Source organism: Bradyrhizobium sp. GW821-FHT13H06, from assembly GCF_058803975.1.
This window is the reverse complement of sequence record NZ_JBXAPN010000006.1, coordinates 326,861-347,998: the sequence shown is the minus strand read 5'-3', so window position 1 is coordinate 347,998 and position 21,138 is coordinate 326,861. Positions and strand designations below refer to the sequence as shown.

Here is a 21,138-nt window from a genome sequence, read left to right as displayed (position 1 = left end):
TGTTTTCGCAGTTTTTGTGTTCAGCGCTTCCCCACCCACAACTGTCATCCCCGCGCAGGCGGGGATCCAGTACGCCGCGGCCCCTCTGGGAACAGCAGGCGTCTCTGGAATACTGGATCCCCGCCCCAGTGCGCACTTGCGCACAAGGCGGGGATGACAGCGGAGAAGACGGCAGGCTGACCGCCCTGTTGCCGAGACCGCACACGTTGCGGCTTTCGCATCTGCCCTCGTTGCCAACGCACCGCCGTTCACCCACTATTCCCAAGGACACATCACGTGGGGACATCAATGCCGGCATTTCGCTTCAAGACGTCATTGGCCGCTGCAAGCCTCTCGCTTGCCCTCGCCGTCCTGGCCCTGCCGCGCGCCGGCTTCGCCTACACCCAGGAGGAGCAGCAGGCCTGCTCGCCGGATGCGATGCGGCTGTGCAGCGAGTTCGTTCCGAACGTCGATGCCATCACCGCCTGCATGATCAAGAAGAAGGCGCAGCTCTCGCCGCAATGCCGGGTGTTCTTCCGCTCCGGCCCCGAGCCGGGCGAGGTCCGCGCCGGCAAGCCGACCAACATCGCGCCCCAGGCTGCGAAGAAGACCACCAAGCCGGCGCCGAAGGTGGCCAGAAAGAAATCCAGCGAAGGCTGAGCGCGGACGTCGGCTTGGCGACAGCCACTGGACTCCTTTTGTTCACGCGCCGTCGCGCGAGGCTTGCGGCCATGACAGCCCCCGGGGACGGAAAAGAGGCGCCCGCAGGTTTGCGCGGCAAGGTTGCGTTGTCCCGCTTGTTGCTCAAATAACGCACAAATGCCCGGGCGAGCGGTGTTTCGCTTGGGTCCGCGTCTCCGTCCGGCGATGCAGTGTGACTCAAAAGCCAACACGCCTTGTTATTTCGTGGCCGTAACGCAACCCCTGATAAATTTTTCTTTCCCGAATCAGCGCGCTGATTCATTTTCGCGGCCTGGGGTCAATCTGGAGGCCGAAGGTATGAACGTTATTGTTTTTGCATCGCGTAAGGGCGGCTCGGGCAAGAGTACCCTGGCTGCACATCTCGCCGCGCAGATCAAGGCGAGCAAGCAGGTCATGCTCGTGGATGCGGATCCGCAGGGCTCGCTCACGCTGTGGCACAAGCTGCGTGGCACCAACGAACCGCCGATCAAGGCTGCCGTGAACTCCGTCAGCGGCATCGTCTCCGCTGCCAAGCGTGACGGCTATGAATGGGTGTTGATCGACACGCCGCCGAACCTGTCGGCCGTCGTCGACGACGCGATCAAGAACGCAACCATGGTGGTGATCCCCGCCCGTCCGGGCGTGTTCGACGTCAACGCGGTGCAGGAAACCATCCAGATGTGCCGCGCCGCGCGCAAGCCCTACGCGGTCGTGCTCAACGGTGCGCCGGCCAAGCGCGACGAATCCGAAAGCCCGATCGTCACCATCGCCCGCGAAGCGCTGGCCAAATTCCGTGCTCCGGTGTGGGGCGGCCAGATCACCAATCGTTCGGACCTGCTGATGGCGCTGAGCCACGGCGAGGGTGCGCGCGAGTATCAGGCCGAGAGCCGTGCAGCCCAGGAGATCGCAAGGCTGTGGGCGGCGATCGAGCGTTCGGTCAAGGCTATTCGCGGCACGGCGTCGGCTTCCGGCGCAATGCACAAGCAGGCAGCTTAATTTTCATTGTTCATTCCCCGGACGACAAACGCGCGGACGAGCCGCGCGTTTTGCGTTTTTGAACCGGTGAAGACGAGTTACGCCACCATCAGCATGTAGAACACGATGACCGGCGACAGGGTCAGGATCACCGACCAGATGCCGGCGGCCCAGAGAATGTCCTCGGTGGTAAAGCCCTGCTGTCCGGCGTCGTAATGCGACGCCATTTCATTCTGACTATTCACAAACGCCTCCGCGATTTCTTCGCTTATGGGCGTCAGTGTTAGCGGGGATGTTTTAAGATCCGGATCGCAGCTGCCCCTGCTTTTTGAACACAGGTGCTACCGCGGGTTAACCATCCCGCGCGCGTCCGTCAGCCGACCAGCCAGAGGCGAAACAGCAGCACCGGCATCAGGCCGAGCATCACCGCCCAGAACCCGAACGACGACACCACCAGAATTCCCTGCAAGAGATCGGCCGGCGCGAATTGTCGCGCGGCCGTCGGCCGGATGCGATGCCCCATGGTCATTCCCCCTCTGTAGGTTACGGAGGATAGGCGCGATTGCGTAAACGAGCCGTGGATGCGCGATGCGGCGGGAGCGAAGGCGATTGAGGAGCGGTTAACCACGGGGCGGTGCTCTTACCCTCCCCTGGAGGGCAGGGCTATCGCATATGAGACGTGGCTATGGGTACCGATTGTTCCACAGCGTCATGGCCGGGCTTGTCCCGGCCATCCACGCCTTTCCACGCAGCACAAAGAACGTGGATGCCCGGGACAAGCCCGGGCATGACGACCTCTGCAATATTCAAATGCGATTGCCCTGCCTGGAGGGGGAGGGGCGATCGCGCGTAGCGCGAGCGGGGTGGGGTGATCTCTCAGCTCGAGCAGTGTTCGATGTGGAGAGACCGTCACCCCACCCCGCTCCAGGGGAGGGTAAGCGAAGCCGCTACGCCGCGACCTTCGTCCGTCGCTCGATCTCGCGATCGATCGCCGCTGCGAGCTCGCTGCTCACTTCGACCATCGGCAGGCGCACTTCGGGGCTGTCGATCAGGCCGCTGCGCCACAGCCAGTACTTCGCCGGCGCGGGGCTCGGCTCGGCGAACAATAGCCGCGTCAGCTCGGCGACCTCGTTCCAGCGCGCCAGTGCAGCATCACGGTTGCCGCGCTTCAGCTCGGCATGGACGGCCGCGAACGTCGCGGTCTCGACATGGGCCGACAGCACGATGCCGCCGTCGGCGCCGTCGCTGAGCGCCTCGAAGTAGTTGGCATCCTCGCCGGTGAGCACGCGGAATGCCTTCGGACGGTCGCGCAGCAGCGCGATCGACTGCTCGCGGCTCGCGCCGCAATCCTTCAGCCCGACGATGTTCCTGTGCTCGGCGAGCCGCAGCAGCGCCTGGTTGGTGATGTTGACGGAGGTGCGATAGGGGATGTTGTAGAGCACGAGCGGCCATGCCGCGTGATCGGCGAGCGCCTCGAAATGCGCCAGCAGGCCGCGCTGCGACGGCCGCACGTAATAGGGGCTCGCGATCAGGTAACCGTCGATCGGCCAGTCCGCGGTTTCGTCGAGGCGCTCCTTCAGCCGCGCGGTGTCGGCGCCCGAGAGCCCGAGGCAGATCGGCATGGTGCGGCCGCCGGCCGCCATCTCGTCGCGCACCACGGCGACGAGACGTTCGAGCTCGGCCTCGCGCAGCGTCATGCCCTCACCGGAGGTCGCCCCCAGGATAAAGCCGTCGACGGCTCCCGCGCCGTAGTGCCGCGTCAGCCGCCGCAGCGATCTCTCGTCGAGCGCGCCGCCCTGAAACGGCGTCACCAGCGGCAGCCACAGCCCGTGCAAGTGATCTTCAAGTTCGGTCATGTTCCATCTCCTTCTCGGGAAGCCTGAGACGGAGGGCACATGAAAAAACCCCGTCCAGGCGGCGGGGTTTTCGGGATTTGCAGCGATGACGAAGTCAGCTAGTGCGCGCAAAAATCCGAGGTCCCCGAATGGGGGCCTTTTTTCGAATTGGCTGCGCACGACTTCGTGATCATCTGCAAATGATGCGGGGTATGCCTGGAACTGTCAATACACGCGGAGGGCGAAAGCTCATGCAGACGAAAAAAAGCCGGACCCGAAGGCCCGGCTTAGGTATTGGCCACGTGAGGCCGACACAATCACCTTCCAAGAGGGATTACTGAACTCCCGCGCCACTGGAGGAGGGGGACAAATGCGCAACGCGAAGGCTCAGCGTGCAAACATTATGGGCTTGGCCAGTATCATGCAGCAACAGCCGAGGCCGCATGTCAGTCATGCGGAAATCAGGACGGCCAGCGCTGTGCCTTGCTCACCACGAAGTCGCGGAACACCTGCACGCGCGCGACCGTCTTCAACTCCTCGGGATAGACGAAGTAGGTGTCGAGCTGGATCGAATCCGACTCGCCGAACAGCTGCACGAGTTTGTTCTGTTCCTCGACGAGATAGTCCGGCAGCGCGGCGATGCCGAGGCCCTGCTGACAGGCGCGCACGAGACCGAGGATGTTGTTGACCTTGAAATAGGCTTCGCGCGGGCCCGAGCCGTTGCGCCCGGCTTCGATCAGCCAATTGCGGTTCTGAAGATGCGGCGCGAAGCTGCCGTCGCTGAGCGTGATGATGCGGTGGGAGTCGAGCTCCTCCAGCGTGCGCGGCGTGCCGAAGCGCTTGATGTATTCCGGCGAGCAATAGGCGTGGAAGCCCATCGCGAACAGCTTGCGCTGGATCAGGTCCGGCTGCGTCGGCTTGCGGGTGCGGATCGCGACGTCGGCCTCGCGCATCGACAGATCGAGCTCCTCGTCGGTGACGATCAGCGAGATGCGGATCTCCGGATAGAGCGCGGTGAACTCGCCGAGCCGCGGGATCAGCCAGTTGATGCCGACGCCGGGCGTGGTGGTGATCTTGAGATCACCGCTCGGCCGCTCGCGGCTGTCGGTCAGCTTGGCGCGCGCCGCCTGCAACTGCATGAACACGTCATGCGCGGTGCGGAAGAGCAGGTCGCCCTGCTCGGTGAGGATCAGGCCGCGGGCGTGGCGGTGGAACAGCGAGACCGAAAGCTCCTGCTCCAGCGCCGAGACCTGGCGCGAGACCGCCGATTGCGACAGGCCGAGCTGCTCGCCCGCATGCGTGAAGCTGCCCGCTTCCGCCGCCGCGTGAAACACCTTCAGCTTGTCCCAATCCATATCCGTAAATCCGTCGCGTGTTCGAGGCATGATGTTATTCCGCTGCCGCGCGCTCGCTGGCGCGAAGGGCCAAGAAACGTTCGGCTTCGAGTGCGGCCATGCAGCCGAGGCCTGCGGCCGTCACGGCCTGGCGAAAGGTCTCGTCGGCGACGTCGCCGGCGGCGAACAGGCCGGGCACCGAGGTGGCGGTCGAGTTCGGGGCGACCTCGACATAGCCCGACGGTTTCAGCTTGACCTGGTCCTTGACCAGCTCCGTCGCTGGCGCGTGGCCGATGGCGATGAAGACGCCATCCGCCTTCACGTCCGTGAGCGCGCCGGTCTTGACGTTCTTGAGCCGGACATGGGTGACCTTGTTCGGGTTCTCGGTGCCGCAGATCTCGTCGACGGCCGAGTCCCAGATCACCTTGATCTTCGGGTGGTTGAACAGGCGCTCCTGCAGGATGCGCTCGGCGCGGAAATGATCGCGACGATGCACGATGGTGACCTGCGAGGCATGGTTGGTGAGGTACAGGGCCTCCTCGACCGCGGTGTTGCCGCCGCCGACCACGATCACGTCCTTGCCCCGGTAGAAGAAGCCGTCGCAGGTGGCGCAGGCCGACACGCCGCCGCCCTGGAACTTGGCTTCGGACGGCAGCCCGAGCCAGCGCGCTTGCGCGCCTGTGGCGAGGATCACGGTGTCGGCGAGATAGACATCGCCGCTGTCGCAGGTGAGGCGGAACGGCCGCTGCGCCGTCTCCAGCTTGGTGACCAGGTCGGTGACGATCCTGGTGCCGACATGGACCGCCTGCTTCTCCATCTGCTCCATCAGCCAGGGGCCCTGGATCACGTCGGCGAAGCCCGGATAATTCTCGACGTCGGTGGTGATGGTGAGCTGGCCGCCGGGCTGGATGCCCTGGATCAGGATCGGCTCGAGCATCGCCCGCGCGGCATAGATTGCCGCCGTGTAGCCAGCAGGGCCGGAGCCGATAATGACGACCTTTGCATGAACAGGAGCGGACATTTCGACGGACGCCTTTCACGGGGGATCTGCAGCGCGGGCGCGGAAGGTGCCGGGAGGCCTCGCGGAGGCGCTGAAATATCAGAGCTAATCTAAGCCTTCTGGTGAGCTATGCAAGAATTGCATTCCCTCTCGGCGGATTTTTCCAACAGGGAACAAAAGTCGATTGCGTTGCACGCGCAATAAAATTGCGCTGCCCGTGCCGACTGGGCTATGAGGATTTCGACAAACCATCCAATACCGCTGCAAAGGGCAGGAGTTCCAATCACGTGTCGCGGAACCTAGACGAGATCGACCTGAAGATTCTCACCGAGATTCAGGCCGACGGTCGAATCACGAATGTCGAGCTGGCCAAGCGCGTCGGCATCTCGCCGCCCCCCTGCCTGCGCCGTGTCCGGGCGCTGGAGGAAGAGGGCTACATCCACGGCTACCGGGGCCTGCTCGACGCCCGCAAACTCGGCTTCGACGTCACCGTGTTCGCGGCCGTGCACCTGTCCAGTCAGGCCGAGGCGGATTTGCGCGCTTTCGAGGATTTCGTCCGCGCCGAGCCCCTGGTGCGGGAATGCTGGATGCTGTCGGGCGAGGTCGATTTCATCCTGAAATGCGTCGCGCCCGACATGGCGACCTTCCAGGATTTCGTCACGCACCTGACTGCCGCGCCACATGTCCGCAACGTGCGGACCTCGCTGGTGCTGCACAATTCGAAGTACGAGGCGGCCGTGCCGCTGGATGTGAAGGGAAGAAGGTAGGGGCCGGCGTAGCGGCGCTGTCAGTCCCGTCATCCTGAGGTGTGAGGCATGGGATGCAACGCGTCCCATGGCGAGCCTCGAAGGATGCACGGCCGAGATGCAGCAGCAGCCGGGCCGTCGCCCTTCAAGGCTCGCCGAAGAGGCGAGCACCTCAGGGTGACGGTGATGGAGTGATGCTCGCTGCTCCTGCTACGCTCGCAATGACGCGGTGAGAGCGCGCGCTCCACTCGCGCAAGCGCTCACCCCGAAACAAAAAAGGCCGCGCGGATCGCGCGGCCTTCTTAAAACGTCACATGCAGCGGCAAATCCTTACCGCCACTCCACCTTGGTGATCTCATACGCCTTGGCGCCGCCGGGTGCATTGACTTCGACGGTCGATCCCTTCTTCTTGCCGATCAACGCGCGCGCGAGCGGCGAGGTGATGGAGATGCGGCCCTTCTTGGCGTCGGCCTCGACCTCGCCGACGATCTGCCACACCGTCTTCTTCTCGGTGTCCTCGTCGACCAGCGTCACGGTGGCGCCGAACTTGATAGTGTCGCCGGAGAGCTTGGAAATGTCGATGATGTCGGCGCGCGCGAGCTTGTCCTCGAGCTCGGCGATGCGGCCTTCATTGTGGGACTGCTCTTCCTTCGCGGCATGATATTCCGCGTTTTCCGACAGGTCTCCGTGCGAGCGCGCCTCCGCGATATGCTCGATGATCCGCGGACGATCCACGGACTGGCGCTGCTTCAATTCTTCCCCGAGCGCGACAAAGCCGGCCTGGGTCATCGGAACCTTTTCCATCGTCTCTCTCGTCCTTCGATCGTGCGCCCCAAACGCGGATGGGCGCCGCAACCTTGATTCGTCAGTGTTTCCGGAGCCCAACGCAGGGACTGCCGGACGTTGACAGATATGGGCTTTTAGCGCCGGAACAGAACCACCACCTGGCCGGACAGTTCCTCCGGCCATTGTGGCTTCATCGCCAATCACTTAGCAGCGGCTTCGCCGGAGCTAGCGATCAGGTTTCCGAAAAGTAGCTCTGCAGGGTACGAACCTCAAGGTCCCCGCCCAAATAGGCGCGGATGCCCTGCGCGGCCGCCACGGCCCCGGAAAGAGTGGTGTAATACGGCACTTTATGCAAGAGGGCCGCGCGCCGCAGCGAACGGCTGTCGGCCAGGGCCTGTGGGCCTTCGGTGGTGTTGAAGACCAGCTGGACGTCCCCGTTGGTGATGGCGTCGACGATGTGCGGCCGCCCCTCCAGCACCTTGTTTACCTTTTCGGTCGGGATGCCCTGGTCGGTCAGGAAGCGCTGGGTGCCCGAGGTCGCCAGCACCTTGAAGCCGAGCGAGTGCAATTCGCGAACGGCCTCGGCGATGCGCGTCTTGTCGCTTTCGCGCACCGACACGAACACCGTGCCCTTGCGCGGCACCCGCGTGCCGCCGCCGAGCTGGCTCTTGGCGAAGGCCACCGCAAACGAACGGTCGATGCCCATGACCTCGCCGGTCGAGCGCATCTCGGGGCCGAGCACCGTGTCGACGCCGGGGAAGCGCGCGAACGGGAAGACCGATTCCTTGACGCCGACGTGCTTGAGCCTGGCCTTCTTCAGCTTGAAATCGGCGAGCTTCTCGCCCGCCATGATGCGCGCGGCGATCTTGGCGACCGGCGTGCCGACCACCTTGGCGACGAACGGCACCGTGCGCGAAGCGCGCGGATTGACCTCGAGCACGTAGATCTCGCCGTCCTTGATGGCATATTGCACGTTCATCAGGCCGATGACGTCGAGGCCGAGCGCGAGCTCGCGGGTCTGCCGCTCCAGCTCCTCGATCATCTCAGGCTCGAGCGAGTGCGGCGGAAGCGAGCAGGCGCTGTCGCCGGAATGGATGCCGGCTTCCTCGATGTGCTCCATGATACCGACGATGAACGTGTCCTTGCCGTCGGAGAGGCAGTCGACGTCGATCTCGGTCGCGTCCGACAGATAGCGGTCGAACAGCAGCGGGTTCTTGCCGAGCACCGTGTTGATCTGCCCGGTCTTGTCGTTCGGATAGCGCGCCTTGACGTCGGCCGGCACCAACTCCGGCAACGTGCCGAGCAGGTAGTCGTTGAGCTGGTTCTCCTCGCGGATGATCTGCATGGCGCGGCCGCCGAGCACGTAGGACGGGCGGACCACCAGCGGCAGGCCGAGGTCGGCGGAGACGAGCCTCGCCTGTTCGACCGAATAGGCGATGCCGTTCTTCGGCTGCTTGAGACGAAGCTTGTCGAGCACGCGCTTGAAGCGGTCGCGGTCCTCCGCGAGGTCGATGGCGTCCGGGGAGGTGCCGAGGATCGGCACTTCGGCGGCCTCCAGCGCGCGCGCCAGCTTCAGCGGCGTCTGGCCGCCGAACTGCACGATCACGCCGTGCAGCGTGCCCTTGCTGCGCTCCTTCGCGATGATCTCCAGCACGTCCTCGGCGGTGAGCGGCTCGAAATAGAGCCGGTCGGCGGTGTCGTAGTCGGTCGACACCGTCTCCGGATTGCAGTTGACCATGATGGATTCGTAGCCGGCGTCATGCAGCGCGAAGCAGGCGTGACAGCAGCAATAGTCGAACTCGATGCCCTGGCCGATGCGGTTGGGACCGCCGCCGAGAATGATGACCTTCTTCTTGTCGGACGGCGTGCTTTCGTCCGCCGGCGCGCCAGCAAACGGCGCCTCATAGGTCGAATACATGTAGGCGGTGGGGGAGGCGAATTCAGCCGCGCAGGTGTCGATGCGCTTGTAGACCGGGCGAACGCCGAGCGCGTGGCGCTTCGCCGTCACCTCCGCTTCCGTCGTCTCGGCGAGTACGGCGAGGCGTGCATCGGAGAAGCCCATGGCCTTGAGCGTGCGCATGCCGAAGGCGTTGCCCGGCAGGCCGTTCTTCCTGACCTTCTCCTCCATGTCGACGATGCCGCGCATCTCGCCGAGGAACCACGGATCGATCTTGCAGGACTTGAAGATGTCCTCGTTCGACCAGCCGAGCCGCATGGCCTGGGCGACCTGGAGCAGACGGTTCGGCGTCGGCGTGCCGAGCGCGGCGCGGATCGCGTTCTTGTCGTCGTCGCGGCCCAGGCCCTCGATCTCGATCTCGTCGAGGCCGGTCAACCCGGTCTCGAGCCCGCGCAGTGCCTTTTGCAGGCTTTCCTGGAAGGTGCGCCCGATCGCCATGACTTCGCCGACCGACTTCATCGACGTGGTCAGCGTGGTCGAGGCGCCCGGGAATTTCTCGAAGGCGAAGCGCGGCACCTTGGTGACGACGTAGTCGATGGTCGGCTCGAACGAGGCCGGCGTGGCGCCGCCGGTGATGTCGTTGGCGATCTCGTCCAGGGTGTAGCCGACGGCGAGCTTGGCGGCGACCTTGGCGATCGGAAAACCGGTGGCCTTCGAGGCCAGCGCGGAGGAGCGCGACACGCGCGGATTCATCTCGATGACGACCATGCGGCCGTCCTCGGGATTGACGCCGAACTGCACGTTGGAGCCGCCGGTCTCGACGCCGATCTCGCGCAGCACCGCCAGCGAGGCGTCGCGCATGATCTGGTATTCCTTGTCGGTCAGCGTCAGCGCCGGCGCCACCGTGATGGAATCGCCGGTGTGCACGCCCATCGGATCGAGGTTCTCGATCGAGCAGACGATGATGCAATTGTCGTTCTTGTCGCGCACGACCTCCATCTCGTACTCTTTCCAGCCGAGCACGGATTCTTCGATCAGCACTTCGTTGGTGGGAGACGCATCGAGACCGCGTTCGATGATGTCGAGGAACTCTTCCTTGTTGTAGGCGATGCCGCCGCCGGTGCCGCCCATGGTGAAGGAGGGGCGGATGATCGCGGGCAGGCCGATCTCGGACAGCGCCATCATCGCCTGTCCGAGCGCATATTCCTGATAGCGCTTGCGCCGGTCGCCTTCGCCGAGAGTCCATTGCCGGTCGAGCTCTTCGAGCGCCGCGCCCGACAGCTTCTCGCGTTCGGCCTGGTGTTTGTCGCGGAACGACTTCTTCAGCTCGGACGCGTTGGCGAGCCGCGACTTCGGCGTCTGCAGCCCGATCTTCTCCATGGCGTTGCGGAACAGCTGGCGGTCTTCGGCCTTGTCGATCGCGTCGGCGGTGGCGCCGATCATCTCGACGTCGAACTTCTCCAGTGTGCCCTGGCGGCGCAGCGACAGCGCGCAGTTCAGCGCGGTCTGTCCGCCCATGGTCGGCAGCAGCGCGAAGCCGCCGGGAATGACGTGACGTTCCTTCTCGATGATCTTGGCGACGATCTCGGGCGTGATCGGCTCGATATAGGTCGCATCGGCCAATTCCGGATCGGTCATGATGGTGGCCGGGTTGGAATTCACGAGGACGATGCGATAGCCCTCTTCCTTCAGCGTCTTCACCGCCTGCGTGCCCGAATAGTCGAACTCGCAGGCCTGGCCGATCACGATGGGACCGGCGCCGATGATCAGGATGGTGGTGATGTCTGTACGTTTGGGCATCAACTCTCGCCGAAGTGGAATTTGGGCACAAAAAAAGGGCGCGCTGCTGCGCGTCCCTTTGGCCGAGAGCGCGGTGGTCTCCCTCGCGCGCGGGTGGGTCTTAGACCAGTTTTAGGGGCGGCGAAACCCCGAAAAATGCCCATCAACCGGCAATTTTGACGGGTTTTGGCCGGGCCTGCCAGCCACGGGCGAGGTGCACCAGCAGCGAGGCCGCAACGCTCGTTCCGCCGATCCAGCCGAGGTCGGTCGATGAGAGGGTCGCCAGCACCGCGCCGCCCAGCGCTCCGCCGATGGCGAAGCCGAGATACATCGACGAGGCGTTGAGCGAGAGCGCAATCATCGACGCCTGCGGCTCGATCCGGATGATGCTGGCGAGCTGGGCCGGATAGAACGCCCATCCCGAGAGGCCCCAGAGGAAGATCGCGCCCAGCACCGCGTAATGCGCCTGTCCCGGCATCAGCTTCAGGACCAGCGAGTGCAGGATCAGGGCACCCGCCATGCCGGCGAGCCCGAGGCCTGCGGTGGCGAGCGTGCCGAGCCGATCGGCGAGGACGCCGCCAAGCATGTTTCCGATCGCGGCCGCGCCGCCGAACACCAGCAGAGCGAGGCTGATTTGCGAGGCATCGAAGCCGAGCCCGCTCAGCGGGACCGCGAAATAGGTGAACACGGTGAAGCCGCCCAGGGCCCACAACATGGTGATCAGGAGCGCGACCAGAACGTGGCTGTGGCGCGCCACCGCCAGCCGTTCGCTCAGCGAAGCCGTATTGCGGGGCAAGCCTTTGGGCAGGCCAAGCAGCAGGCCGGCGAGCGCGACCGCGCCGATCAGGGCGACCATGGCAAAGGTCGCCCGCCAACCGAGCAGGCTGCCGACGAGATTGCCGAGGGGAACGCCGATCACGGTCGCGACCGTCATCCCCGAGGTGACCAGCGCCACGGCGCGGCCGCGGCGCTCAGGAGTGGCGACTGCCACGGACACAGCCATTGCCGTCGGCATGCACAGCCCCGAGCCCAATGCCATCAGCATCCGCGAGGCCAGCAGCAGGACGTAGCTGGATGCGACCATCGCCGCGAGGTTGCCGGCGATGAAGGTCGCCAGCGCCAGGGCCAGCACGGTGCGGCGGTCGATGTTGTTCAGCGCCACCGCGAGGATTGGCGAGCCCACGGCATAGGTGAGGGCGTAGGCGGTGACCAATTGACCCGCGGCCGAGACCGAAATCGAAAGGTCGGTGGCGATTGCCGGCAAAAGCCCCGCAATGACAAAGCCTTCAGTGCCGATCGCAAAGGCTGCGAGGGCCAGCCAGAACACGCTCATTGGGAAAGTCCCATGTTCAACGTTTATTGAACTATTCGGTATCGCGGTTCAGGAGTCAATTGGTTCAAGAACTATTGAACATAATGGCTGCTTCGCTATGATCGGGACATGAGCCGTGCACCTCTTCATCCGACCAGGGAGCAGATCGAGCTGCCGATGGTGCTGGATTGCCTGAGCGATCCGATCCGGCTCGCCATCGTCTACCAGCTCGCCCAGCAAGAACGTGTCAGCAGCGAGCTCTGCTGTGGCGATTTCAGCGGGCTGGGCGGCAAGTCCAACCTCGCCTATCACTTCGCCAAGCTGCGCGAATGCGGGCTTATGCAGACGCGCGTGGCGGGAACCAACCGGTTCATGCGCCTACGCCGCGAGGATCTGGACGCGCGTTTCCCGGGCCTGCTTGACGCCGTGATCAGCTCCGCAGCCAGGGATGCGGACCGGCTGCAATTGCTGCCCGGATGCGACGTGATCAAGGCGGATTGAGGTTTGGGCGGGCAATCGTCTTCGCTTTCGCTCCGCTCCAGCTACGCCGGACACGCTTCGCCCTTGCGTGGCTGCGCCACGCGTAACCCCGCAGGGGCGAAGCGTGGAGACCCGGCCTGGATTTGAACCAGGATGAAGAGCGATGCACCGCCCCCGCGTAGACACTTCCGCCACCGGGCCATCAGGATTATTCCCGATCGGCGCGCGACAAGCTACCACGCCTGTTTTTTATGCTTAACGAACCAGAGGCGGCCGGGCGATGAAGGTCATGCGCCAGCGATTGTGGCCGATATTGCCGTGGGCGCGCTGGACCGCGAATCCGGCCGCCTTCAGCTTGGCGGTGATCTCGTCCTCGCTGTAGCGCTGGAGCCCGATGCGCGAGCGCAGCTGGCGATAATCCGACAGCGCGGTGCTGATCAGCCCGATCAGCGCGTCCTTCAGGAAGCCATGGCGCAGGGCGAAGCCGAGCAGCGCCATCACGTCCCTGCCCATGCCGACATTGGGCTGGAGAATGTCGCCGAGCACCAGCTTGCCGGAGGGCTTCAGGATGCGGCGAATGTTGAGGAGGGCGGCATCGAGCTCCTCCGGCGTCATGTATTGCGCGACCGAGTTCATCACCACGAGGTCGATCGACTGGTCCTGCATCTTGCGGATGTCATCGAGCGAGCGGACGCGGATCTTGGTGTTCGGGGCAAACCGCGCGATCAGCCGACCACGCACGCCCGGCGCGGGCTCGGCCAGGATCAGCTTGCCGCAGGCGGCTGCCACCTCGCTCGCCGACAGCGCTTCCCCACAGGCATAGTCCAGCACCGTCGCATCCGGCGAGGGGATGTAGCCGATGATGTCCCGCGCAATGATCTGGAAGTGCAGGTCGCGATGCAGCTTGCTGACATAGATCGTATGCGTCGAGTCGTAATAATCGATCCAATCGTCCATGCTATTCGAAGATCCCGCCCAAGCGGTTCCGATGGAGGAACCGGCGCTGCCCGCCTTGCGTTAGGGGTGCGACGGCGCGCCGTCAATGTCCGCGTCCTAACAGGAAGGTTTCCCGTGAGCAAAACCAGCAAGGTCTCGCCCGATCTCGATACCCCCACTGATCTGTCGTCCGAAGGGGTCAAGAAGGTCTCGGAGGCGCTCAACGTGCTTCTGGCCGACGCGTTCGCGCTTTACCTCAAAACCAAGAATTTCCACTGGCACATCAGCGGCCGGCATTTCCGGGACTACCATCTGTTGCTCGACGAGCAGTCCGACCAGATCTTCGCCACCACGGACCAGCTCGCCGAGCGCGTCCGCAAGATCGGCGGTACCACGCTGAAGTCGATCGGCCAGGTCGCAAAGCTCCAGACCATCAAGGACAACAACGAGGACTACGTCCCGCCGCGCGAGATGCTGCGCGAGCTGATGCAGGACAACAAGCACGTCGCCGCCGCGATGCGCAAGGCGCACGAGGTCTGCGACGAGGCCGGTGACGTCGCCAGCGCCAGCATCCTCGAAAACTTCATCGACGAGACCGAGCGCCGCACCTGGTTCCTGTTCGAGGCGACCCGGCAGGAAGGTGCGAACGAAGCGTAAGGCCACAGGCTGCCATAGTTCTTGTAGTGTGGGCAAAGCGAAGCGTGCCCACGACTGCTCGTTCATCGCGCGGTGGTGGGCACGGCGCGTAAGACCGCCTTTGCCCACCCTACGCACCTTTGCTCTTGGCTAGCGCCACAACCGCATCAACGCGCCATCCGTCCCCGTCACGGGATCGGCCGGCGGCAGGGCGACTTGTGGAATCGTCTTCAGCGCCCTGGCGTGGTTCTCGGGCGTCGCCCGCGTGATCTCCATCCTCGCGCCCGGCGGATAAGCGCCGATCACGCAGAAATCATCGCTCGCCTGGATGCACTGATGCCCGGTGCCGGCCGGCAGGATCGCGACGTCGCCGGCCTTGATCTGAAGCTCCTGGCCATGATCGCCGCCGAAACGGACGCTTGCACTGCCGCGCGCGACGCCGAGCACTTCGTGCACCGTCGCGTGATAATGCAGATAGTCGTAGACGCCGTTGCGCCACGTCCCGCCCCAGCCGTTGCCTTCGAACAGGTCTTCGATGGTCTCCTCGGGTCGCTCGGGGTCGAGCGTCACCGCGCCCTGGTAGACCAGGAACGGCAGGATGTTGTTCGGCACGAGCCCGTCATCCTCGAACACGATGGCGAGCGGCTCGGCATTGGCGCGGACGACGGACATGGGGGCTCCCACTGGCAACGGACCGGAATCAAGAGGGCGCAGGGCCTCTTGTTCCTCACGACACGCCATACGCCGGCTTGACCGAGATCAAGGCGCTGGCAGCCAATGGCGGGCACGCAGATCGAAGCGAAGGAGGGGGAACGCCATGTACGCATCCGACGTTGCGCAGCGTCATTTCTCGGCGGCCGTCAACGAGGCGGAGACGGCCGGCCTCGGGCACGAAGCCGTCTGCCGGGCGTTGCTCGGTCTGGTGATTTCGAAATATCTGGAGACGAGGTCGGTCGCCGACATCCAGGCGGAGCTGCGCTTCATCGCCGAGAACTGCGATCCCGACACGGACTTCATGTTCATGCGTCCGTGACGGAGCCCCACCCCGGCGGACTCATCCGCCGGGAGGTCTTGTGGCCTTACGCGCTCTTTCTTTGCCGCATCAGATCGGCGAAGCGCTTGAAAAGATAGTGCGAGTCGCGCGGGCCCGGTGAAGCCTCCGGGTGGTACTGCACCGAGAACACCGGCTTGCCGTCGAGCTGGATGCCGCAATTTGAGCCGTCGAACAGCGAGATGTGGGTCTGCGTCGCGCCCTTCGGCAGCGTCGTCTCGTCGACGGCAAAACCGTGGTTCATCGAGGTGATCTCGACCTTGCCGGTGGTCTCGTCCTTGACGGGATGATTGGCGCCGTGATGGCCCTGGTGCATCTTCTTCGTCTTGGCGCCGACGGCGAGGCCCAGCATCTGGTGGCCGAGGCAAATCCCGAAGGTCGGCGTGCCCGACTTGATCACGTCCCGGATCACAGGCACGGCATATTTGCCGGTCGCGGCCGGATCGCCCGGACCATTGGACAGGAATACGCCGTCCGGCTTCATCGCCAGAATGTCCTCGGCTGAGGTCGTTGCCGGCACCACCGTCACCTTGCAGCCGACGCCGGCGAGCAGGCGCAGGATGTTGCGCTTGATGCCGTAGTCGATCGCGACGACGTTGAATTCCGGATTGTCCTGGCGGCCAAAGCCTTTGTCCCACAGCCACGGCGTCTCGTCCCAGCTGAAGCGCTGGCCGGAGGTGACCAGCGGCACGAGATCCATGCCCTCGAGGCCCGGCCATTCCCGCGCTTCTTCCTTCAGGCCATGCAGGTCGAACTCGCCGGTCCTGGAATGCGCGATCACGGCGTTGGGCATGCCCTTGGAGCGGATCAAGGCGGTCAGCGCGCGGGTGTCGATGCCGGAGAGACCGATGATGCCGCGCGCCTTCAGCCAGCCGTCGAGATGCCTGGTGGCGCGGTAGTTCGAGGGATCGGTGATCGCGGTGCGCAGGATCACGCCGCGCGCGCCCGGCGTCGCAGCCATGTTCACCGTCTCGATGTCGTCCTCGTTGGTGCCGACATTGCCGATATGCGGGAAGGTGAAGGTGATGAGCTGTCCGGCATAGGAAGGATCGGTGAGGATCTCTTCATAGCCGGTCATCGCGGTGTTGAAGCAGACTTCACCGACGGCGTGGCCTTCGGCGCCGAGACCGAAGCCCTCGAGCACCGTGCCGTCGGCAAGCACGAGGAGCGCGGTCGGTTTGTGGTCCGGCCAAGCGGGATCGTTGTCATGTTGTGTCATGAGCCCGCTTCATAGTCCCCGCAGGCGCCGCCGTCAAAGCGGAGAAGGGCTGATTCACATGCGTTTTTGCATATTTGACAGCCCGTCTCGGGCACTTAAGCTCGGCCGCACAATTTCCGGCAATTTCCTGGGCTTGCGAGGCAATAATGGACCAGACCACCCCGATTCTGCTGGTTCCGGGGCTGGCCTCCTCAGCCCGGATCTACGCCCCGGTGATCCCGCCGCTATGGCGGTTTGGCCCCGTGATGATCGCCAACCACATCCGCGACGACAGCATCGCGGCGATCGCCCGCCGCATCCTCGCCGAGGCGCCGCCGCGCTTCGCCCTCGCCGGCCATTCGATGGGCGGCTACATCGCCTTCGAGATCATGCGCCAGGCGGGCGAGCGCGTGACCAGGCTCGCGCTGATCAACACGCAGGCGCGGCCCGACACGCCGGAGGCGACGGCGCGCCGACACGCCCAGATGGAGCGCGCCAGGCGCGGCGAGCTTCGCGCCGTCCGCGAGGAGAGTTTTCCGGAGCTCGTGCATCCGTCGCGGCGCGATGATGCCGATATTCTCGCGCTCGTGCATGCGCAGGACGAGGACGTTGGCGTCGAAGGCTATCTGCGGCAGCAGACCGCGATCATCGCACGGGTGGATTCGCGCCCGACGCTGGCGACGATCGCATGCCCGACTCTGGTGCTGACGGGCGATACCGACAACACCATCCCGAACGCACTCTCCAAGGAGATGGCCGAAGGCATCGCCGGCGCCAGGCTCATGGTCCTCGATCGCTGCGGGCACCTGCCGCAAGCCGAACAGCCGGAAGCGACAGCGCGGGCGCTCACGGAATGGCTCGGAACCGAGGTTGTCTAGGGGCCGCGAACGGCCTAGATCAGGCGGCAGATATTCGAAGGGATCACGATCATGCTGCGCGACGACATCAACAATGCGGTCAAGGAGGCCATGAAGGCCAAGGACGAGCGCAAGCTGTCCACGCTGCGCATGGTCAACTCGACCATCAAGAACGCCGACATCGACGCCCGCGGCAACGGCAAGCCGCCGCTATCGGACGCCGACCTGCTCGGTGTGCTTCAGAAGATGATCAAGCAGCGCCAGGAGGCGGTCGAGCTCTACGACAAGGGCGGCCGCGCCGAACTCGCCGCGCAGGAGCGCGAGGAGATCGCGGTGATCTCGGCCTACCTGCCGAAGCAGATGTCGGAGGATGACGTGAAGAAGGCGATCGCGGACGCGATCGCCGAGACCGGCGCCGCCGGCATGAAGGACATGGGCAAGGTGATCGCTGTGCTGCGCGCGAAATACGCCGGCCAGATGGATTTCGGCAAGGCCAGCGGCTTGGTGAAGGCGGCGCTGTCGGGCTGACCTGTCATTCCGGGGCGACGCGAAGCGTCGAGCCCGGAATCTATTGGGCCGCGAACCCCGTTGCGAAATGGATTCCGGGCTCGCGCCCTGCGCGCCCCGGAATGACAACAAGAACAAGGGAGGCCGCCATGACCGCCATCGAGCCGTTTCGCATCGCCATCAGCGACGACATCCTGTCCGATCTCGAGTCACGCCTCGTCCGCACGCGCTGGCCGGATGCGGAGCTCGTCGACGACTGGAGCCAGGGCGCGCCGCTGCAATGGATCCGGGAGATCTGCGCCTACTGGGCCGACGATTACGACTGGCGCGACCGCGAGGCAAAACTCAATCGCTTCGAGCAGTTCACCACCGAGATCGACGGGCTCGACATTCACTTCATCCATGTGCGCTCGAAGGAGCGGTCCGCGCTGCCGCTGATCATCACCCACGGCTGGCCGGGCTCGATCGTCGAGTTCCAGAAGGTGATCGCGCCGCTCACCGATCCCGCCGCGCATGGCGGCAATCCTGCCGATGCCTTCCACGTGGTCTGTCCGTCGCTGCCGGGCTTCGGCTTCTCGGCCAAGCCGAAGACCACCGGCTGGGGCGTCGACCGCATCGCCGCGGCCTGGGCGAAGCTGATGGACCGGCTCGGCTATGCGCGCTACGGCGCGCAAGGCGGCGATTGGGGTTCGGCGGTGACGACCTCGCTCGGCGCACAGGATGCCGAGCATTGCGCCGGCATCCACATCACGCTCGCCTTCAGTGCGGCGCCCAAGGTCGAGGGCGAGCCGACGGCGGAGGAGAAGCGCGCTCTCGCCGGCCTCAAGCACTATGTCGATCTCGACTCCGGCTACTCCAAGCAGCAGTCGACGCGCCCGCAGACGCTCGGCTATGGCCTCGCGGATTCGCCGAGTGGGCAGGCGGCCTGGATCCTGGAAAAATTCTGGGCCTGGACCGATTGCAACGGGCACCCTGAGAACATCTTCAGCAAGGACGAGCTGCTCGACAACGTCATGCTGTATTGGACGACGCAGACGGCGACCTCCTCGGCGCGGCTCTACTGGGAGAGTTTTGGCAAGCGCCGCACCACGCCCGTGGTGAAGGTGCCGACGGGCGTCGCGGTGTTTCCCAAGGAGATCATCACGCCGGTGCGGCGCTGGATGGAGCCGAACTTCCCGGATATCACCCACTGGAGCGAGATGGAGAAGGGCGGCCATTTCGCCGCCTTCGAGCAGCCGGAGCTGTTCGTGCGCGATGTCAGGAAGTTCTTCGCGACGGTGCGATAGCTCCCACTGTCATTCCGGGGCGCCCGCAGGGCGAACCCGGAATCCATCGAGCCGCGGAAATGCCGCGTAATGGATTCCGGGTTCGATGCTTCGCATCGCCCCGGAATGACTGAGAGATAAGATCTCCCCACCGTCATGCCCGGGCTTGTCCCGGGCATCCACGGCCTTAGACTGGTCCCAAGAAGAACGTGGATGGCCGGAACAAGTCCGGCCATGACGACGAGAGCGCGGAAACGACCAAGCCATGCTGACCGAAGCCGCAACCTACGACGAACTCGTCCGCAATTTCCGCTGGGACATCCCCGCGCGCTTCAACATTGCGGAAGCGTGCTGCGATCGCCATGCCGACGGCACCGGTTGCCTCGCGCTGATCTATGTCGACGAGAACGGCGGAACGAGCCGCACCTCCTTCGACGAGATCGCCGAGATGTCGCGCCGCTTCGCCAATGTGCTGAAGGCGGACGGGCTTTCCCGTGGCGACCGCGTCGCGGTGTTCCTGTCGCAGTCCCGGGAATTGCCGATCGCACATATGGCGGCGTTCCGCTCTGGCATGATCTCGATCCCGTTGTTCGCGCTGTTCGGCGAGGACGCGCTGGAATTCCGCCTGTCGAATTCGGAGGCGAAGGCCATCGTCACCGACGAGGGTGGCTGGGAGAAGCTCGCAAAAATTCGCGATCGTCTGCCTGACATGAAGACGATCTATGTGGTCGGCGGGCGCGCGCCGGCGGGAACGACGTCGTTCTGGGATGCGGTGAAGGCCGCATCGCCCGACTTCGCGCGGGTCGATACGTCGTGCGACGATCCCGCGCTGATCATCTACACCTCGGGCACGACGGGCAATCCGAAGGGGGCGCTGCATGCGCACCGCGTCGTGCTCGGTCATCTGCCGAACGTGGAGATGTGTCACGACTTCCTGCCGCGCCCCGGCGATCTCATGTGGACGCCGGCGGACTGGGCCTGGATCGGCGGGCTCATCAATGGCCTGTTCGCGTTCTGGTATCACGGCATCCCCCTCGTCGGTCACCGCGCACGCAAATTCGAGCCGCAGGCTGCGATGCAGATGATGGCCGATCTTTCCGTGCGCAACGTCTTCCTGCCGCCGACCGCGCTGAAGCTGATGCGGCAGGCCGGCGTGAAGCACTCCGGCGTCAAGCTGCGCAGCATCTTTACGGGCGGCGAGTCGCTCGGCGGCGAATTGCTCGGCTGGGTGCGCGAGACGTTCGGCATCGACGCGCATGAAGTGTTCGGCCAGACCGAGTGCAATCTCGTGATCGGCAGCAACTCGAACCTGTTTCCGATCCGCCCCGGTTCGATGGGCAAGGCGACGCCGGGCTTCGACGTCCGCATCGTCGACGAGAGGGGCGAGGAATTGCCGCGCGGGCAGCGCGGCATCATCGGCGTGCGCCAGCCATGCCCCGTCACCATGCTCCAATATTGGCGCAATCCGGAGGCGACGGCGAAGAAATATGCCGGCGAGTTCCTGCTGACCGGCGATCTCGGCGTGCAGGACGAGGACGGCTATTTCTGGTACGTCAGCCGTGAGGACGACGTCATCACCACCGCCGGCTATCGCGTCGGCCCGTCCGAGATCGAGCACACGCTGATGAAGCATCCGTCGGTGGCAATGGCTGCCGTCGTCGGCATCCCCGATCCGATCCGCACCGAATCGATCAAGGCCTGGATCGTGCTGCGGCCCGGCTTTGCCGGCAGCGATGCGCTCGCGCGCGAGATCCAGGAGTTCGTCAAGGTGCAGCTCGCAGCCCACGAATATCCGCGTTTCGTCGAGTTTGCCGAGACGCTGCCGATGACGGCGACCGGCAAGGTGCTGCGGCGCGAGCTGCGGGCGAGAGGCTAGCGTCCTGC

At 64.7% G+C, this 21,138-nt stretch carries 21 protein-coding genes; 10 read left to right on the top strand and 11 right to left on the bottom strand.

Annotation, left to right across the window (positions count from 1 at the left end; all coding sequences use genetic code 11):
- Positions 1–288: 288 nt before the first annotated feature.
- Both AC1RQP_RS25540 and AC1RQP_RS25535 read left to right on the top strand, forming a co-directional pair.
- Entirely contained in the window at positions 289–639 is a 351-nt protein-coding gene (locus tag AC1RQP_RS25540; protein ID WP_492939083.1) for a hypothetical protein, read from the top strand.
- Between the two features lie 339 nt (positions 640–978).
- Positions 979–1,656: an AAA family ATPase gene (locus AC1RQP_RS25535; protein ID WP_061880428.1), complete on the top strand. Its 678-nt coding sequence runs from the start codon at positions 979–981 to the stop codon at positions 1,654–1,656.
- Positions 1,657–1,733: 77 nt separating this feature from the next.
- Here AC1RQP_RS25535 and AC1RQP_RS25530 read toward each other — a convergent pair whose 3' ends face one another.
- From AC1RQP_RS25530 to trxB, 5 genes are all read right to left on the bottom strand, one after another.
- A complete protein-coding gene (locus AC1RQP_RS25530) occupies positions 1,734–1,880 on the bottom strand; it encodes a hypothetical protein (protein ID WP_162131096.1) in 147 nt (48 codons plus the stop codon).
- Between the two features lie 128 nt (positions 1,881–2,008).
- Positions 2,009–2,158, bottom strand: a complete 150-nt coding sequence (locus AC1RQP_RS25525; protein ID WP_165935876.1) for a hypothetical protein — start codon at positions 2,156–2,158, stop codon at positions 2,009–2,011.
- A gap of 424 nt (positions 2,159–2,582) precedes the next feature.
- Complete coding sequence (locus tag AC1RQP_RS25520; RefSeq protein WP_492939081.1) at positions 2,583–3,491, bottom strand: 4-hydroxy-tetrahydrodipicolinate synthase family protein; 909 nt, start codon at positions 3,489–3,491, stop codon at positions 2,583–2,585.
- A 440-nt stretch (positions 3,492–3,931) separates the two neighbouring features.
- Positions 3,932–4,855, bottom strand: coding sequence for a LysR family transcriptional regulator (locus tag AC1RQP_RS25515; protein WP_028178742.1), 924 nt, complete (start codon positions 4,853–4,855; stop codon positions 3,932–3,934).
- 4 nt (positions 4,856–4,859) lie between these two features.
- Positions 4,860–5,825: a thioredoxin-disulfide reductase gene (gene trxB, locus AC1RQP_RS25510; RefSeq protein WP_492939079.1), complete on the bottom strand. Its 966-nt coding sequence runs from the start codon at positions 5,823–5,825 to the stop codon at positions 4,860–4,862.
- A 266-nt stretch (positions 5,826–6,091) separates the two neighbouring features.
- Between trxB and AC1RQP_RS25505 the strand changes: the two genes are divergently transcribed.
- A complete protein-coding gene (locus tag AC1RQP_RS25505; RefSeq protein WP_028178740.1) occupies positions 6,092–6,571 on the top strand; it encodes an Lrp/AsnC family transcriptional regulator in 480 nt (159 codons plus the stop codon).
- Between the two features lie 309 nt (positions 6,572–6,880).
- Here the strand turns inward: AC1RQP_RS25505 and greA are convergent, their stop codons facing one another.
- The 3 genes from greA to AC1RQP_RS25490 all read right to left on the bottom strand — a co-directional run bounded on the left by greA (position 6,881) and on the right by AC1RQP_RS25490 (position 12,345).
- Positions 6,881–7,354, bottom strand: a complete 474-nt coding sequence (greA, locus tag AC1RQP_RS25500; RefSeq protein WP_035710309.1) for a transcription elongation factor GreA — start codon at positions 7,352–7,354, stop codon at positions 6,881–6,883.
- Positions 7,355–7,568: 214 nt separating this feature from the next.
- A complete protein-coding gene (gene carB, locus AC1RQP_RS25495) occupies positions 7,569–11,033 on the bottom strand; it encodes a carbamoyl-phosphate synthase large subunit (protein WP_492939076.1) in 3,465 nt (1,154 codons plus the stop codon).
- Positions 11,034–11,175: 142 nt separating this feature from the next.
- Entirely contained in the window at positions 11,176–12,345 is a 1,170-nt protein-coding gene (locus AC1RQP_RS25490) for an MFS transporter (protein WP_492939074.1), read from the bottom strand.
- Positions 12,346–12,453: 108 nt separating this feature from the next.
- Here AC1RQP_RS25490 and AC1RQP_RS25485 point away from each other — a divergent pair, with 108 nt between their 5' ends.
- Entirely contained in the window at positions 12,454–12,825 is a 372-nt protein-coding gene (locus AC1RQP_RS25485) for an ArsR/SmtB family transcription factor (RefSeq protein WP_239621389.1), read from the top strand.
- Between the two features lie 234 nt (positions 12,826–13,059).
- Here the strand turns inward: AC1RQP_RS25485 and AC1RQP_RS25480 are convergent, their stop codons facing one another.
- Complete coding sequence (locus tag AC1RQP_RS25480; RefSeq protein ID WP_492939072.1) at positions 13,060–13,761, bottom strand: class I SAM-dependent methyltransferase; 702 nt, start codon at positions 13,759–13,761, stop codon at positions 13,060–13,062.
- A 114-nt stretch (positions 13,762–13,875) separates the two neighbouring features.
- Here AC1RQP_RS25480 and AC1RQP_RS25475 point away from each other — a divergent pair, with 114 nt between their 5' ends.
- Positions 13,876–14,397 (top strand): Dps family protein, encoded by a 522-nt coding sequence (locus tag AC1RQP_RS25475; protein WP_239621392.1) that lies wholly within the window; start codon positions 13,876–13,878, stop codon positions 14,395–14,397.
- Positions 14,398–14,526: 129 nt separating this feature from the next.
- Here AC1RQP_RS25475 and AC1RQP_RS25470 read toward each other — a convergent pair whose 3' ends face one another.
- Positions 14,527–15,048, bottom strand: coding sequence for a hypothetical protein (locus AC1RQP_RS25470; RefSeq protein WP_492939070.1), 522 nt, complete (start codon positions 15,046–15,048; stop codon positions 14,527–14,529).
- A 145-nt stretch (positions 15,049–15,193) separates the two neighbouring features.
- Here AC1RQP_RS25470 and AC1RQP_RS25465 point away from each other — a divergent pair, with 145 nt between their 5' ends.
- Positions 15,194–15,409 carry a hypothetical protein gene (locus AC1RQP_RS25465; protein ID WP_028178734.1) on the top strand — a complete coding sequence of 72 codons (216 nt, stop codon included), beginning with the start codon at positions 15,194–15,196 and terminating at the stop codon, positions 15,407–15,409.
- A 46-nt stretch (positions 15,410–15,455) separates the two neighbouring features.
- Here the strand turns inward: AC1RQP_RS25465 and carA are convergent, their stop codons facing one another.
- Positions 15,456–16,646, bottom strand: a complete 1,191-nt coding sequence (gene carA / locus AC1RQP_RS25460) for a glutamine-hydrolyzing carbamoyl-phosphate synthase small subunit (protein ID WP_492939068.1) — start codon at positions 16,644–16,646, stop codon at positions 15,456–15,458.
- 146 nt (positions 16,647–16,792) lie between these two features.
- Between carA and AC1RQP_RS25455 the strand changes: the two genes are divergently transcribed.
- From AC1RQP_RS25455 to AC1RQP_RS25440, 4 genes are all read left to right on the top strand, one after another.
- Positions 16,793–17,503 carry an alpha/beta fold hydrolase gene (locus AC1RQP_RS25455; RefSeq protein ID WP_492939066.1) on the top strand — a complete coding sequence of 237 codons (711 nt, stop codon included), beginning with the start codon at positions 16,793–16,795 and terminating at the stop codon, positions 17,501–17,503.
- Positions 17,504–17,554: 51 nt separating this feature from the next.
- Positions 17,555–18,010 carry a GatB/YqeY domain-containing protein gene (locus AC1RQP_RS25450; RefSeq protein WP_492939064.1) on the top strand — a complete coding sequence of 152 codons (456 nt, stop codon included), beginning with the start codon at positions 17,555–17,557 and terminating at the stop codon, positions 18,008–18,010.
- A 128-nt stretch (positions 18,011–18,138) separates the two neighbouring features.
- Complete coding sequence (locus AC1RQP_RS25445; RefSeq protein ID WP_492939062.1) at positions 18,139–19,275, top strand: epoxide hydrolase family protein; 1,137 nt, start codon at positions 18,139–18,141, stop codon at positions 19,273–19,275.
- 244 nt (positions 19,276–19,519) lie between these two features.
- Complete coding sequence (locus AC1RQP_RS25440) at positions 19,520–21,130, top strand: acyl-CoA synthetase (protein ID WP_492939060.1); 1,611 nt, start codon at positions 19,520–19,522, stop codon at positions 21,128–21,130.
- The last annotated feature ends 8 nt before the right edge of the window (positions 21,131–21,138 follow it).

What these genes read in the sequence shown, in the direction of transcription:
- AC1RQP_RS25540 (WP_492939083.1), top strand. Translation starts at nt 289, where the DNA reads ATGCCGGCATTTCGCTTCAAGACGTCATTGGCCGCTGCAAGCCTCTCG.
- AC1RQP_RS25490 (WP_492939074.1), bottom strand. Translation starts at nt 12,345, where the DNA reads ATGAGCGTGTTCTGGCTGGCCCTCGCAGCCTTTGCGATCGGCACTGAA.
- AC1RQP_RS25450 (WP_492939064.1), top strand. Translation starts at nt 17,555, where the DNA reads ATGCTGCGCGACGACATCAACAATGCGGTCAAGGAGGCCATGAAGGCC.
- AC1RQP_RS25485 (WP_239621389.1), top strand. Translation starts at nt 12,454, where the DNA reads ATGAGCCGTGCACCTCTTCATCCGACCAGGGAGCAGATCGAGCTGCCG.
- carA (WP_492939068.1), bottom strand. Translation starts at nt 16,646, where the DNA reads ATGACACAACATGACAACGATCCCGCTTGGCCGGACCACAAACCGACC.
- AC1RQP_RS25520 (WP_492939081.1), bottom strand. Translation starts at nt 3,491, where the DNA reads ATGACCGAACTTGAAGATCACTTGCACGGGCTGTGGCTGCCGCTGGTG.
- AC1RQP_RS25535 (WP_061880428.1), top strand. Translation starts at nt 979, where the DNA reads ATGAACGTTATTGTTTTTGCATCGCGTAAGGGCGGCTCGGGCAAGAGT.
- trxB (WP_492939079.1), bottom strand. Translation starts at nt 5,825, where the DNA reads ATGTCCGCTCCTGTTCATGCAAAGGTCGTCATTATCGGCTCCGGCCCT.
- AC1RQP_RS25470 (WP_492939070.1), bottom strand. Translation starts at nt 15,048, where the DNA reads ATGTCCGTCGTCCGCGCCAATGCCGAGCCGCTCGCCATCGTGTTCGAG.
- greA (WP_035710309.1), bottom strand. Translation starts at nt 7,354, where the DNA reads ATGGAAAAGGTTCCGATGACCCAGGCCGGCTTTGTCGCGCTCGGGGAA.
- AC1RQP_RS25525 (WP_165935876.1), bottom strand. Translation starts at nt 2,158, where the DNA reads ATGGGGCATCGCATCCGGCCGACGGCCGCGCGACAATTCGCGCCGGCC.
- AC1RQP_RS25440 (WP_492939060.1), top strand. Translation starts at nt 19,520, where the DNA reads ATGCTGACCGAAGCCGCAACCTACGACGAACTCGTCCGCAATTTCCGC.
- AC1RQP_RS25465 (WP_028178734.1), top strand. Translation starts at nt 15,194, where the DNA reads ATGTACGCATCCGACGTTGCGCAGCGTCATTTCTCGGCGGCCGTCAAC.
- AC1RQP_RS25455 (WP_492939066.1), top strand. Translation starts at nt 16,793, where the DNA reads ATGGACCAGACCACCCCGATTCTGCTGGTTCCGGGGCTGGCCTCCTCA.
- AC1RQP_RS25480 (WP_492939072.1), bottom strand. Translation starts at nt 13,761, where the DNA reads ATGGACGATTGGATCGATTATTACGACTCGACGCATACGATCTATGTC.
- carB (WP_492939076.1), bottom strand. Translation starts at nt 11,033, where the DNA reads ATGCCCAAACGTACAGACATCACCACCATCCTGATCATCGGCGCCGGT.
- AC1RQP_RS25445 (WP_492939062.1), top strand. Translation starts at nt 18,139, where the DNA reads ATGACCGCCATCGAGCCGTTTCGCATCGCCATCAGCGACGACATCCTG.
- AC1RQP_RS25515 (WP_028178742.1), bottom strand. Translation starts at nt 4,855, where the DNA reads ATGCCTCGAACACGCGACGGATTTACGGATATGGATTGGGACAAGCTG.